10 protein-coding genes are annotated in these 13,090 nt (G+C 67.3%); all 10 read left to right on the top strand.

Translation table 11 applies throughout. The annotated features are described in order from the left end of the window. Window position 1 precedes the first annotated feature (1 nt). Window positions 2-4,072, top strand: a complete 4,071-nt coding sequence (eccCa, locus tag AB431_RS28415; RefSeq protein WP_047332764.1) for a type VII secretion protein EccCa — start codon at window positions 2-4, stop codon at window positions 4,070-4,072. 116 nt (window positions 4,073-4,188) lie between these two features. Then, window positions 4,189-4,488, top strand: coding sequence for a PE domain-containing protein (locus tag AB431_RS28410; RefSeq protein ID WP_047332763.1), 300 nt, complete (start codon window positions 4,189-4,191; stop codon window positions 4,486-4,488). A gap of 4 nt (window positions 4,489-4,492) precedes the next feature. Further along, on the top strand, window positions 4,493-5,722 hold the full coding sequence (locus AB431_RS28405) for a PPE domain-containing protein (RefSeq protein ID WP_047332762.1): 1,230 nt from the start codon (window positions 4,493-4,495) through the stop codon (window positions 5,720-5,722). A gap of 139 nt (window positions 5,723-5,861) precedes the next feature. After that, window positions 5,862-6,167, top strand: a complete 306-nt coding sequence (locus AB431_RS28400) for a WXG100 family type VII secretion target (RefSeq protein WP_047332761.1) — start codon at window positions 5,862-5,864, stop codon at window positions 6,165-6,167. Between the two features lie 31 nt (window positions 6,168-6,198). After that, window positions 6,199-6,483: a WXG100 family type VII secretion target gene (locus tag AB431_RS28395; RefSeq protein WP_276048142.1), complete on the top strand. Its 285-nt coding sequence runs from the start codon at window positions 6,199-6,201 to the stop codon at window positions 6,481-6,483. Window positions 6,484-6,567: 84 nt separating this feature from the next. Then, window positions 6,568-7,401: an ESX secretion-associated protein EspG gene (locus tag AB431_RS28390; RefSeq protein ID WP_047332759.1), complete on the top strand. Its 834-nt coding sequence runs from the start codon at window positions 6,568-6,570 to the stop codon at window positions 7,399-7,401. Beyond that, complete coding sequence (locus AB431_RS28385; RefSeq protein WP_369802950.1) at window positions 7,402-8,433, top strand: MinD/ParA family protein; 1,032 nt, start codon at window positions 7,402-7,404, stop codon at window positions 8,431-8,433. It abuts the gene before it with no gap. Next, complete coding sequence (eccD, locus tag AB431_RS28380; protein WP_082135830.1) at window positions 8,433-9,914, top strand: type VII secretion integral membrane protein EccD; 1,482 nt, start codon at window positions 8,433-8,435, stop codon at window positions 9,912-9,914. Before AB431_RS28385 ends, eccD begins: the two co-directional genes overlap by 1 nt. Beyond that, a complete protein-coding gene (gene mycP, locus AB431_RS28375; RefSeq protein ID WP_047332758.1) occupies window positions 9,911-11,557 on the top strand; it encodes a type VII secretion-associated serine protease mycosin in 1,647 nt (548 codons plus the stop codon). Before eccD ends, mycP begins: the two co-directional genes overlap by 4 nt. Further along, on the top strand, window positions 11,554-13,089 hold the full coding sequence (gene eccE, locus AB431_RS28370; protein ID WP_047332757.1) for a type VII secretion protein EccE: 1,536 nt from the start codon (window positions 11,554-11,556) through the stop codon (window positions 13,087-13,089). Before mycP ends, eccE begins: the two co-directional genes overlap by 4 nt. The last annotated feature ends 1 nt before the right edge of the window (window position 13,090 follow it).

Genomic DNA, 13,090 nt, shown 5'->3' with positions numbered 1-13,090 from the left:
GGTGTCGAAAAGGGGATTCGTCCGCGGTGCACGTAAGTCGACGCCCCCGGTCCCGCCGGTGCGGGTGGCCATCGCTCCGCCGCTGGCACTGCCGGAGCGCGAGCCCCGCAACATCCTGCTGATGATCGCGCTGCCGGCGCTCCTGGTCGGCATCATCGGCACCCTCGTCGTGATGTACACCTCCGGCGTTCGTTCGCTGCAGTCCGGCTTCTTTCCGATGGTCGGTCTGGTCGGGTTCGGCGCGCTGATGTTCAGCGGCCGGCTCGGCCGCGGTCGACGAATCAGCTGGGGCGAGCAGGAAAAGCAGCGGCGGATGTATCTGCGCCAGCTCGACGACGACCGTGACGAGGTGCAGCGCGCTGCCCAGGACCAGCGCCGGAGCCAGCTGTTCGTTCATGGCGATCCGCAGGAGCTCGACACCGTCATCGGCGGACCGCGCATGTGGGAGCGCAGGCCGGCTGACGCCGACTTCCTCGACGTGCGGCTGGGCATCGGGGTTCAGTCGGCCGCCGATTCCGCGGTGTCCCTGCAGTGGCCCGAGGTGCCGGTCGGCGAGGAGCTCGAACCCGTGACCGGGCGGGCGTTGCGGGACTTCATCCTCGAGCAGAGCAAGATCCGGGGCATCGGCAAGGTGTTGAGCCTGCGGTCGCGGCCGGGATTCAGCTTCGTCGGCGACGACCCCGAGCAACTACACGCCTTCATGCGGGCGGTCCTGTGCGAGTTGGCGGTATATCACAGCCCGAACGACATCAAGCTGATGGTCGTCACCCGGCACCCCGAACTGTGGTCGTGGCTGGTGTGGTTGCCGCACAATCAGCATGACGAGATGTTCGACGCCTGCGGACTGCGCCGGTTGGTCTTCACCTCGCCCACCGAGCTGGAGGACGCGCTCGATGCCGAGCTCCACCGCAAGGGCCGAGGGCCGTGGGCGCCGCCCAGCGGTTCCAGCCCGACCACCATGGGATCGCCGATGGAGGCGTTGTCCGGCAACGCGCTCGGCCCGCACTGGGTGATCGTCGACGACAACGTCGGCACCCCCGAGCAGTGGGAGGGCATCACCGGCCAGAAGGGAATGGCTGGAATCACCGTGCTGCGCCTGGCATCCCGGCCCGGCGTCGGGGTCGGCTTCTCCGACGAAGAGGAACGCTTCAGCATGCGTGAAGGGCGGTTGCGGCACCGCAACGCGTTCTACGCCGTCGCCGACATGCTCGCCGAGAGCACCGCCGACCGGTATGCCCGCTCACTCGCCCGGTGGTCGCCGATGACCGCGGGTGAGCTGTCGGAAACGGACAGCCAGGGTGGAGAGCTGCTGCGGGCGTTGGGGATCACCGATCCGCGCCGGCTGGACGTGGACCGGCTGTGGGCCGAGAGCCGCGGCCGCGGCGATCCGAAGTGGGCGGTGGTGCCGGTCGGCGTCAAGCCGGGTGGCGAACTCCAGTACATCGTGCTGCGAGCCAAGGACTTCGGTGGCTTCGGCTTCCACTCCGTGGTGATCGGCACCTCGGGTTCGGGCAAGTCCGAGTACTTCCTGTCACTGTGCAACGGAATCGCGCTGACCCACTCGCCGGAGACGTTCATCGTGATCTTCGTCGACATGAAGTTCGAGTCGGCCGCCCAAGACCTCGCGGGCTTGCCCCACGTGGCGGGCTCGCTGTCGAACCTCGGCAAGGATGACCGGCACCTCGCCGAGCGGATGCGCAAAGCCATCGACGGCGAAATAGCCCGTCGTTACCGGCTTTTCAAGGATGCCGGTGCCCGTGACGCCAACGAGTACGAAGAGATGCGACTGGCCGGCCGAGACCTCGAGCCCGTCCCGATTCTGCTCGTCATCATCGATGAGTACCTCGAGCTGTTCCATCATCACCCCGAGTGGATCGACCTGGTCATCCACATCGGGCAGGAGGGCCGCGGGTGCAACGTCTTCTTCACGCTCGGCGGCCAGCGGCTGGATTTGTCGTCGTTGAGTAAAGCCAAGAGCAACATCGCTTTCCGGGTCGCGCTACGGGCGGAGACCGCCGAGGATTCCCGCGATGTGATCGGCAGCGACGCCGCCCTGCACCTGCCCTCCAAAGAGGCCGGTTACGGACTGCTCAAGGTCGGGCCGCGCGAACTCGAACAGTTCCGCTGCTTCTATGTCTCGGCGCCGTTCGTGGTGCCGAAGAAGGTGGTGACCACCGACACCACGGTGGACGTCAGCTTCACTCAGCCGCGCCCACTGACGTGGGAGTACCAGCCGTTGTCCCCCGAGGACAACGCGGCACTCGCCGAGGCTGATGCTCCCGAGGAGCCCGACGAATTCCTCTACCACGCAGACGGTTTCAAGAAAAAGAAGCTGCTCGACGTCATCAGGGAGTCGTTGATTTCGCACCCGGCCCGTGCGCCGCACCAGATCTGGTTGCCGCCGCTGGAAGTCAGCGAGACTGCGGACGCCCTGGTGGAGCGCTGGCGGGGCAAGCCGTGGTGGGTGGACTACGGCCAGAACCCGGGGTTGATCATTCCGGTCGGTATCGAAGACTTCCCGGAGGACCACGCCCAGCGGGTGCACGTCATCGACGCCGAGATGGACAACATCATGGTGGTGGCGACAGCGCAGCGCGGTAAGTCCACGACGCTGATGACGCTGATCACCGCGGCGGCACTGATGTACCGGCCCGAGCGGGTGACGTTCTTCTGTCTGGGGGCGTCGCTGTACCCGATCGAGGATCTGCCCCACGTGGCGGGCGTCGTCAGCCTCACCGACACCGAGGGTGTGTCGCGCACGCTGGCCACGATCGAAGGCCTGATCCGGGCGCGGGAGGCGTCGTTCAAGCGCTATCAGATGGACATCGGCGAGTTTCGCGAGCGCCGCTTCGGGGCGGCCGGCGGCGGGGGGACCGATCCCGAGGACAAGTTCGGCGACATCTTCCTCGTCATCGACAACTTCGGCGACCTGTACGACAAGGACAACGGCATGGGGGATCGGGCCATCTCGATCGCGCGCCAGGGTCTGTCCTACGGCATCCACGTCGCCACCAGCGCCAGCGGCTGGCTGGTCGGCCAGAAGCAGGCGCTGCTGAACGTGTCGAACGCGCGAATCCAGTTGCGGCTGAGCAACCCCGACGAAACGCAGATGGGCACCGGCATGGAACACCGCCGGGCTGCGCGAAACACGTTGGACCGTCCCGGTTTCGGCGTTACCAGGCTCAGCCAGGAACTGTTGATCGGCCTGCCTGAGATTGTCGGTCCCGGCGGCGAGCGGATCCCCACCCGGCAGGTCGGTCAGGTGATCGCTGCGCAGACCGGTGCGGGCAAGATCGAGACGCTGGCCCGGCTGCCCGAGCGCATCGGCCTGCGCGAGATCATCGCGGCGTATCCGACGACCGCCGACAGCCTGGACATCCCGTTCGCGATGGGGGAGAGCGCGCTGCAAGCGGTGGCCCTGCCGAGCCGGCAGACACCCAACTTGTTGGTGGTGGGCCGGCAGGGCTGCGGTAAGACCAGCAGCCTGGCCGCCTTCGGGCAGGCGATCGCCGCGCGGTTGACACCGGAACAGGCGCAGATCACCATCATCGACCCGAAGACGAGCCTGATCGGCAAGATCCAGGGGCCACACGTGCGGGCCTATGCCTACACCCCGGACGACATCGACCAGGTGCTGGCCGAGCTGGCCGAGATGATGCGGGACCGGCTGCCACCGTCTGGGCTGAGTCAGGAAGAGCTGCTGACTCGATCGACCTGGACCGGCCCGCACCACTATGTGCTGATCGACGATGAGCAGGAACTGCGGCCGAGCGGGGCCATCGGGAAGGCCGCTGCGACGGCACCGCTGTGGCCGCTGATCGAACGCAGTCGGGAGATCGGGCTACACGTGATCGCCGCCCGGCTGCCAGGAAACTGGGCAGGGGTGTCGGCGATGAGCCCATTCCTCCAGAAGCTCACCGGTTCTCGGGCTCCCACGCTGTTCATGGACAACGATCCGCAGACCGTGAAGGTGTTCGGACGAACCAGTGCCCAGCAACTGCCACCGGGTCGCGGATTGATGGTGACTACCGATGGCGCAATGGAAGGAGTATTGGTTGGAACACCGGAGTGAGCGACCGTCGGTGAATTAGCTGCGTACGAAAAGACATAAGTAGCCTTAGGTCGCCAGCACACTCTAGTATCAGGCAAGATCGCAGGTACGCCTGTGATTACCGGGAGGAGAGCAACATGGTTTTGAATGTAAATGCGGCTACGGTCTCGACGTCTGCGACAACCGAGACGAGCCTCAGCGCAGAAATGGGTGCTGCCACGTCGGCCGCGTCCGAGGCGCTGATGGGTGTGTTGCCCATGGGTGCGGATCTGGACTCGGCCCAGTTCGCTGCGGCGCTCAATGCCGCAGGCGCCTCATATGTCACTACTGCCACCGAGCACCTGGCCAATCGCGGCATGTTCGCGGGAGCGCAGGAGCTGGCGGCGGCGACATACACCGCCACGGACATCCTCAACAACACGGCGCTGGCCCTCTAGAGCGATGCCCGATCCGTCATGGCCGACGTTCACGCCTGAAATGAACTACCTCCGGCTGGTGGGGCCGGGGGCGGGTGGGACGGCGACGACGATGGCCAGCGGCGCTGCTTGGCAGGCTCTGATGGGCAGCAACGAGCTGGCCTTCTCGATGTCCCAGCTCAACACCGCGGTCACTGCCTTGAACTTCGAGGGTGTCGGCGGATTGAGTTCGATGACAGCGGTCACCGGCCTCAACACCGCACTGCAGCTGCTGGCCGGGTGGGTGCAGGAGAAGCCACCGATCGCCGCCAGCGCGGTCTCGGCGTACGAGACCGCGGTGTCGTCGATGATCCCGGCGGAAGTCTCCATCGCAAATCGCACCGAACAGGCGTCTGACGTGGCGATCAACCCCGCCGTCTGGGGCGCGCTGACGCCGGCGATTGTCGCTTTGGACACCGAGTACTACGGCGAGCACTGGCCGCACAACGCCGGCGCCGGAGCGGCATATGGTGCCGCGCTCGCCGCTCTGATCGCGGCGCTGGCCATCCCACCCCCGCTCGCACCGCTGGGCGCCTCGCCGGCCGCGGGAGCATCTGCCGCCGCGGCAGTCGCGCAGGCTGCCGGAACCACGGGGATGCAGGCTGCCACGCAGGGCACCGGGCAGGTCACCCAGATGGCCGGTCAGACCGCCTCTGCTCCGGCAGCAGCGGGCGGTGAGATGAGCTCGATGATGATGCAGCCGATGCAGGCGGCGATGGGCGCCATGCAGCCGCTGATGGGCATGTTCCAGGCGCCGATGCAGGCGTTCCAGGGCCTGTCGAGTCTTCCGCAGTCGATGATGGGTCAGCTCGGCGGCCTGATGAGCGGGATGAAGGGTGCTGACGCGGCGATGCCGGCCGCGGACCTGGTCAAGGCCGGCGCGCCTGCCGGCGGGGCCGGCGGAATCGGCGGTGGGGGCGCCGGCGGCGGCATTGGTGGCGGCGGTGGCGGTGGAGTGCCCGGCGCGGGCCTCACGAGCTACACCCGGCCCACGAGCAGCTTTGCTCCAGAGAGCTCAGGCAGGCCGACGTCGCTGAAGACCGGGCTGCTGAGCGCTGCTGAAGTCAAAGGGCCGACGACGTCGCCGATGGGCGGCGGCGCGATGCCGATGTCGCCCGCGCATGCCGGCATGCTCGGTCAGGGCAAGGGAGAGAACAGCAAAGACGACGTCGCACGGGTACAGGTCGTCGTCGGGCATGATTCGCAACGGAACTAGCGGATCAGCTAAGGGCTTGGTTTTAGGGGGTGCGTCCGTCAACGTTTGCCAGAGGGTGAAGTGACAGCTGGTCCACCCCATCCGATACTCGACAACACGTCCACATAACGGCACCACACTCAGCAAAAGGGAGAAGCACATGACACTCGTCGTCACACCGGAGGTGCTGCGTAGCACCCAGCAGGCCATCGAGTCCGCGCTCGAGCACGCCACCGCCATCGCCAACGGCTACCTCAGCAGCCACGAAGGTCTGGGCTCCGCGGTCTGGGGCGGACAGGCGCAGCTGGCGTCGGTGAACACCGCCGCACAGATCAATCACGACCTGCAGCAGACGATCACCGGTGGCACCCGGCTGGCCCACGGTCTGAGCCAGGCGGCTTCCATGATGGAGCAGCACGAGGCCGACGCGGCTCACAGCCTCACCAGCTTCGCCGCGAACGCCTGATCCCCAGACCACCTACGAAAAGGACTTCATCATGGACAACATCACGTACAACCACGGCGGCGTTGCCGATTTCGCCTCCGACGTCGGCCAGCGTTCAGCTCAGCTCATGGAGATCCACGACGATATCCTGCAGCGCACCAACGCAATTGCTGATTTCTTCCAGGGTGCTGCAGCGGGCTCGTTCCACGAGGCCCAGATGCAGATGCTGCAGGGCCTGCAGGGTCTCGTCGAGACGATGAACCAGCACGGCACCACGATCAGCAACGTGAACGACAGCGCCCATCAGACCGACCTCCAGATGGGCAATCTCTTCTAACACCGACATTTTCAGCCGGTGGGGGCGCACGGTCGGTGCGCCCCTGCTGTCTGTCTTGGTACGGGATCTAATTCGGGGAAACATATGTTGACGACGACGGTGGACGGCCTGTGGGTCCTGCAGGTGTTGTCCGGCATCGAAGTAGTGGCGCCTGAGCTCGGCCTTCGGCCACATCTGCCTAGTGTCGAGACCGCTGAGATGGCCCTCGCGCACCCCATTGCCGACGAGTTGCGCGCTGCCGGCGTCATCACCGACGCGGGACGGGTCGACGAGGCGGTGCTGGAATGGCTGACAGTGTTGTCCCGCCGGGATGTCGCCCTGCTGATCTATGCCCAGACACCCTCGCCCGGGGTGGAATCAGAACGAGTCCTGCTGGCGCGCTTCGCCCAGTGGTGGGTTGCGCTGGAACGTAACGGGATCCTGGTGCGGCTGTCCGGTGTCGGCACCGCCAGTTCCGAAGAGTCGGCCGGCATGCTGATCAACTCCCAGATCGAACGGCTGTGCGGGCAGATGAAGGCCGCATCTCTGCGGCCAGTGACCTTCGATGTCCCGGAACTGCTTGCCGCCGTGCATGATCGGGTGAGTCTGCGAGCCTTCCTGCTCGACCGCAAAGTCGACAGCGACCAGATCGCCCTGCTGACCATGGCTGCCGACACCGACCAGTCGGCACAAGCCTCGGTAGTGGCCCTGCAATCCGGTATCTCCGGTGGCCCAGCCCGCACGTACATCGACTCCGGGGCGGTGACCATCATGGACACCCCGCAGGGCAGGCTGGTGTCCGAACACGTCACGCGCGGTGGAAAATCGTGGATGATCATCTCGCCTGGGTCAGCCGCCAACATCGCGTCCGCGGTGTTGAAGATGGTTCGCCGACTGCCCGCCGAAGACGAGTGGTACTCGCACAGAAAGGTTGTCTAGGTGACCAACCCCTGGAACGAACCGCCGCGTTCCGCCGACCCTCGCGATCCGGTCGGCCGCGAAAGCTTCGGCGCACACCATCGCGGACACTCCGACTCGGTGTCCGGCACCCTGCGCATCTCGGACATGGTGGCGCCGCGCAAGATTCCCCCCGGCTCGGGGTGGCGCAAGTTCATCTACAACGCGTCGTTCAAAACCATCAACCTCGGTGAGTCACCTGCCGAGCGGCACTATCGCGAACTGCGCGAACGGATCCGCAGGCACATCCGCAAGCAGTACGTGATCGGTTTCGTCTCCGGTAAGGGTGGCGTCGGAAAAACGACGATGACCGCCAGTGTCGGCGCGGTATTCCGGGAATGTCGTCCGGAGAACGTGGTGGCCATCGACGCCGCACCCGGCTTCGGGACGCTGGCCGGCCGGATCGACGAGGCGCCGCCGGGTGATTACTCCGCCGTGCTCAACGACACCGACGTACAGGGTTACGCCGACATCCGGGAGCACTTGGGGCAGAACCAGATCGGACTCGACGTGCTGGCGGGCAACCGCGCCTCCGACCAGCCCCGCCCGCTGGTGCCCGCGATGTTCACCGGCGTGCTGTCGCGGCTGCGTCGCACCCACAACGTGATTCTGGTGGACACCGCCGACGATCTCGAGCACCCCGTCATGAAGGCGGTGTTCGACGCGTGCGACACCCTGGTGTTCGTGTCCGGACTCACCGCCGACACCTCGCTGCCGGTCACAAGGTCCATCGATCTGTTGCGCTCGCTGGGCTACCACGAGCTGGTAAGCCGCAGCATGGTGATCCTCAACGACAGCCGCAACAACTACGACTCCGACGCGCGGAAATATCTGACCGAACGGTTCAGTCAGTCGGGTGCATCGGTCGAATTCATGCCCTACGACCCACATCTGGCGAAGGGCGGCATCATCGACGCCCAGCACGAACTGCAGAAGAAGACTCGGCTGCGGTTGTTCGAGATCACTGCCGCACTGGCCGACAAGTACATCCCGGACGCCGATAGGCCGCGCTGATGGCGAAGGTCTCGTTTCCGGCTCGCTGCGCGGTCGCGGTGATCTGCGGCGAACACCTTGTCTCCCAGGTCTATCCGGCGTCGGTGCCGGTCGAAGTCTTCATCGACAATGTCGTGGAGCTGCTCAACGAAGAGCTCAAGCGTCGTGGCGTGCCAGGTCTGGACCCCGGCATCGCGTACGAGCTGAACCGGGCCAACGGCACTCGGCTCGACGTCACCAAGACGCTGGACGAGCTCGGTGTCGAGGACGGGGCCACGCTGGTCCTGGTCCCGGCGCAGGAGGGCGAGTCCTTCGAGCCGCAGTACGAATCGCTGTCGACCGGTCTGGCCAGGGTCGGTAAGAGACTGTTCGCTCCGGTGACCGCCGAGACCGCCGCGCACACCGCGATGGCGATCCTGGCGATGGTGGTGCTGTCCCTACTCGGGCTCGGCGTCCATACCCGGCTGCACACCGATTCGGCGATCCCGGCCATCGTCACCGGCGTGACCGGCCTGCTTCTCGCGGTGGGCGCCGGTTCGGTGTGGCGGTGGTGGCCGCAGCGCACAGATCTGCTGAGCGGTTTCGCGTGGCTGGCTGTTCCGTTGTTGGCGTTCGGCTTTGCGGCTGCGGCCCCCGGCGGAGTCGGGGCTGCGCACGTGTTCATTGCCGCGCTGGCCGCCGCAGTGCTCACCGTCGGCGTGGTCACGATGACCGGACGTCACGTCACGGTCGCCGCGACGGTGGTAACCCTGTGCGGCATCGGCGCCCTGGTGGGTCTCGCACGGATGTGGAATCCGATCCCGGCTCAATGGCTGGGCATGTGCGCGCTGATCGGCCTGCTCCTGCTGCTGACGCTCGCGCCGACCTTCGCGCTGTGGACGGCGCGAATTCGCCCGCCGCACTTCGGTTCCATCACCGGGCGCGACCTGTTCCGCCGAAGTGACGGACTGCCGGTCGACACCGTCTCACCCGTCGACGACGAGGCCGAAGACGAACCGAACCCGGACACCACGCCGACGGGCGCGATCATCGCCGAGGCTGCGAGGCGAGCCAACAGCGTGCTGACCGGCATCTGCGTGGCCGCCGCGATCACGCTGCCCGCGGCGGTGTGGGCAACCCTCATGCCGGGGCAGGGCAAGAGCATTGCCGCCGCCGTCCTGGCCGGACTGTTCGTGCTCATCTTCATCAGCCGTGGCCGGGCGTTCGCCGACAAGCGTCAGGCCGTGGCACTGGTGCTGGGCGCCGCGGCCGCGCTGTGCGTCGGGGTCATCCGCTACGTGCTGCACGAGCCGGCCGATTCCGGTGCGGCACTGTTGTGGGGTGCGCTGGCCGTGGCGATCTTCGCCGGCGCCGGTTTGGCTGCCGCACTGCTGGTTCCGGTCACCCGGTTCACTCCGTTGGTGCGTATGGTCGCCGAGTGGTTGGAACTGGCGGCGATCGTGGCCGCCTTCCCGCTGGCCGCGTGGATCGGCGGTTTGTTCACCTGGGTCAGGATGCGATGATCGGACAGCGGTTTGCCGCAACGGCGATGGTCATCCTGCTGACCGGTCTGATCGCCAATATTCCAGCAGCACAAGCAATTCCGCCGCCAACCGTGGATCCGTCGATGGTTCCGCCCGACGGTCCGCCGCGTCCGGATCAGCCGATGCGGCAGAGCAACATCTGCGCCAGGACGATCACGGTGGCCGAGCCCAACGTGGCGCTGCCCGCGCCGAACCTGGCGATGCTCAACATTGTCAAGGCGTGGCAGTACTCGACGGGCAACGGTGTCCCGGTGGCGGTCATCGACACCGGGGTGAACCCCAGCCCGCGGCTACCGGTGGTGCCCGGCGGCGACTACATCATGGGCGGCGACGGCCTGATGGACTGCGATGCGCACGGCACGATCGTCGCCTCGCTCATCGGGGCCACGCTGCAGGGCGGCCCGCCGCCGGCTCCCATGCCGCCCGCGCCCGCCTTCCCGCCGCCCGCCGGCCCGCCGCCGGTCATCGCCGCGCCACCCCCACCGGGCTCGCCGCCCGCCCCTCCCGCGCCGCCGCCCCCACCCGTCCCGGTGACGGTCACCGAGACCAAGCCGGCCCCACCCCCGCCGCCGCCACCACCGCCGCCGCCACCGGACGAGCCGTCCGCAGGTCCGGGCGACCCGGATCCCAACGGGCCGGAAGATCCTGAGGTACCGCCGCCCCCACCGGGAGCCCCGGACGGGGTCGCCGGGGTGGCTCCACACGCGGTGGTGATCTCGATCCGCCAGTCGTCGCGGGCGTACGAGCCGGAAAACCCGGGCCCGGGTGACAACGAGGCACGCAAGAAGGCGGGCACCGTGGCCACACTGGCCAGTGCGATCGTGCACGCCGCGAACATGGGCGCCAAGGTCATCAACATCAGCGTGACGTCCTGCGTCTCGGCCGCCGACCCGTTGGATCAGCGCGCGTTGGGTGCCGCGGTCTGGTACGCGGCGACGATCAAGGACGCGGTGATCGTCGCCGCTGCCGGAAACGAGGGTGAGGACGGCTGCGCACAGAACCCCTCATTCGACCCGCTGGACACCTCGGACCCCCGCGACTGGCATCAAGTGAAGACGGTGTCCTCGCCGTCGTGGTTCTCCGACTACGTGCTTTCGGTCGGCGCCGTCGACAACACCGGCGCACCGATCAACAAGAGTCTGGCCGGGCCGTGGGTGGCTGCGGCCGCGCCCGGCGTCGGCGTCATGGGTCTCTCGCCGCAGACCGGGGGACCGGTCAACGCCTACCCGCCGGTGCGTCCCGGCGAGCGGAACATGCCGTTCTGGGGCACCAGCTTCTCGGCAGCGTACGTGTCCGGTGTCGCGGCGCTGGTGCGGGCCAAGTACCCGACACTCACCGCGAACCAGATCATCCACCGCATTCTGCAGACGGCACACAATCCGCCCCGCGGGGTGGACAACCAGGTGGGCTACGGCGTCGTCGATCCCGTTGCGGCACTGACGTTCAACGTTCCGCCCGGGGACCGGCTGGCTCCCGGCTCGATGACCCGGGTGATGGCGCCGCCGCCACCCCCGGTCGCGCCTGATCATCGCGCCCGCAACGTGGCGCTGATCTTCGCCGGGGCCGTTGTCGGGGCGGTGTTGTTGGCGAGCATCATCGCTCGGGCCAGGCGGGCAAGATGAAACGGCACACCATCCAGCTCGCGGTGATCCTCGCCGTGTTGGCGCTGGGGCTGATCGGGTGGATCGTTTACGGCCCGATCGGTGCGGGGGTGGGACTCGCCCTGGGTCTGATCCTGTTTGCGGTCCCGTGGCGGCGCCAACCGCTGTGGTCGTGGGCCGGCCTGTATCTGCGGCGCAACCGCCCGATACGGCTGAGCGAGCCGGTCACGGTGGCCAACGACCGCTCCGGAGGTGGCGTCCGCTATCAGGACGGCGTCGCTATCGTCGCCGTTCAGCTGATCGGAAAGGCGCACACCCCAACAATTTTCACTGGTTCCGCCGCGGCCGTGACGCGCAACACCCTCGACGTGAGCGAGTTGTTGCCGGCGATGCATCAGAGTCTCGGGCTGACCATCGAGTCGCTGTCCGTGGTTACCGCGGGCTCCCGGCGCCGCAGCACCGGCGATTATCCGCGGGTCTACGACACCCTGATCGGCACACCGCCCTATGCCGGCGCACGCGAGACCTGGCTGGTGATCCGGCTGCGGGCGCTGGCGAACGCCGACGCCTTAAGGCGGCGCGCGACCGTGGGGACCGCGGCGCTGGCCGCCGCCCAGCGCATCGCGGCAAGCCTGCGCTGCAGCGGGATTCGCGCCAAGGTCGCCACCGCGACCGACATGGTGGAGCTGGAACGCCGACTGGGTCGCACCGCGCTCGAGTCGCACAACCAGAGGTGGAAGACCGCCCGCAGCGACGCCGGCTGGTTGACCACCTACGCCTATCCGCCGCGCGACATCACCGCCGAACTGCTTTCACAGGCGTGGGCACTGCGCGCCGACGGGATCATCCAGAACATCACGTTGTTCCCGGACGGAACGGCGACCGCGACCATCACCGTCCGCAGTGCGCAGCCGCCGACGGCCCCGCCGAGCGTCAGGCTCAAGACCCTGCCGGGCGAGCAGGCCAGCGCGGTCGCCGCGAATCTCTGCGGACCGAGACCGGAATTGCACGGCCTTTCCCGTGGCCGAGCCCCGGCGACACTGGATGTGCCGATCGGTCCGTCCGGGGTGCTGCTGGGCAAGGTCAACGCCGGTGATCGGCTTCTGCTGCCGCTCGGCGATCCGGGCGAGTTCAGCCGCGTCCACATCGCGGCCGAGGATCCCATCGCCAAACGCATCATCATCCGTACGGCAGGAGCAGGTGACCGGATCACCGTGCACACCCGCGACCTGCAGCGCTGGGAAAGTGTCCGAATGCCGCACATCGCCGTGTCGGATCAGCCGCGGCCGGCGTCGGGAACCACTGTCAGCGTGGTCGACGGAACCGTCTCGCCGGCACCGCGCCCCAATACGGTGATCTCGGTGGGCCGGCCCGGGGAGGCGCAGCGCGGGACGGCCGACGTGGTGATCACCCAGATCGGTCCTGCTACCGTCGAGGTGAACGCCGCCGGACAGGTGTACATGGTGGAGGTCGAACTGTTCCGTGCCGAGAACCGTTACGTGTCAACAGAACCAACCAGTCTGCGCTCGGAAGAGCTGGAACTGGCGGACTAGT

Source organism: Mycobacterium sp. EPa45, from assembly GCF_001021385.1.
Lineage (GTDB): Bacteria > Actinomycetota > Actinomycetes > Mycobacteriales > Mycobacteriaceae > Mycobacterium.
This window is presented reverse-complemented; position numbering and strand designations above follow the sequence as displayed.

Bases quoted from the DNA above. Each gene is read 5' to 3' on its own strand.
- AB431_RS28400 (WP_047332761.1), top strand. From the start codon at position 5,862: ATGACACTCGTCGTCACACCGGAGGTGCTGCGTAGCACCCAGCAGGCC.
- AB431_RS28395 (WP_276048142.1), top strand. From the start codon at position 6,199: ATGGACAACATCACGTACAACCACGGCGGCGTTGCCGATTTCGCCTCC.
- AB431_RS28405 (WP_047332762.1), top strand. From the start codon at position 4,493: ATGCCCGATCCGTCATGGCCGACGTTCACGCCTGAAATGAACTACCTC.
- eccE (WP_047332757.1), top strand. From the start codon at position 11,554: ATGAAACGGCACACCATCCAGCTCGCGGTGATCCTCGCCGTGTTGGCG.
- AB431_RS28410 (WP_047332763.1), top strand. From the start codon at position 4,189: ATGGTTTTGAATGTAAATGCGGCTACGGTCTCGACGTCTGCGACAACC.
- AB431_RS28390 (WP_047332759.1), top strand. From the start codon at position 6,568: ATGTTGACGACGACGGTGGACGGCCTGTGGGTCCTGCAGGTGTTGTCC.
- eccD (WP_082135830.1), top strand. From the start codon at position 8,433: ATGGCGAAGGTCTCGTTTCCGGCTCGCTGCGCGGTCGCGGTGATCTGC.
- mycP (WP_047332758.1), top strand. From the start codon at position 9,911: ATGATCGGACAGCGGTTTGCCGCAACGGCGATGGTCATCCTGCTGACC.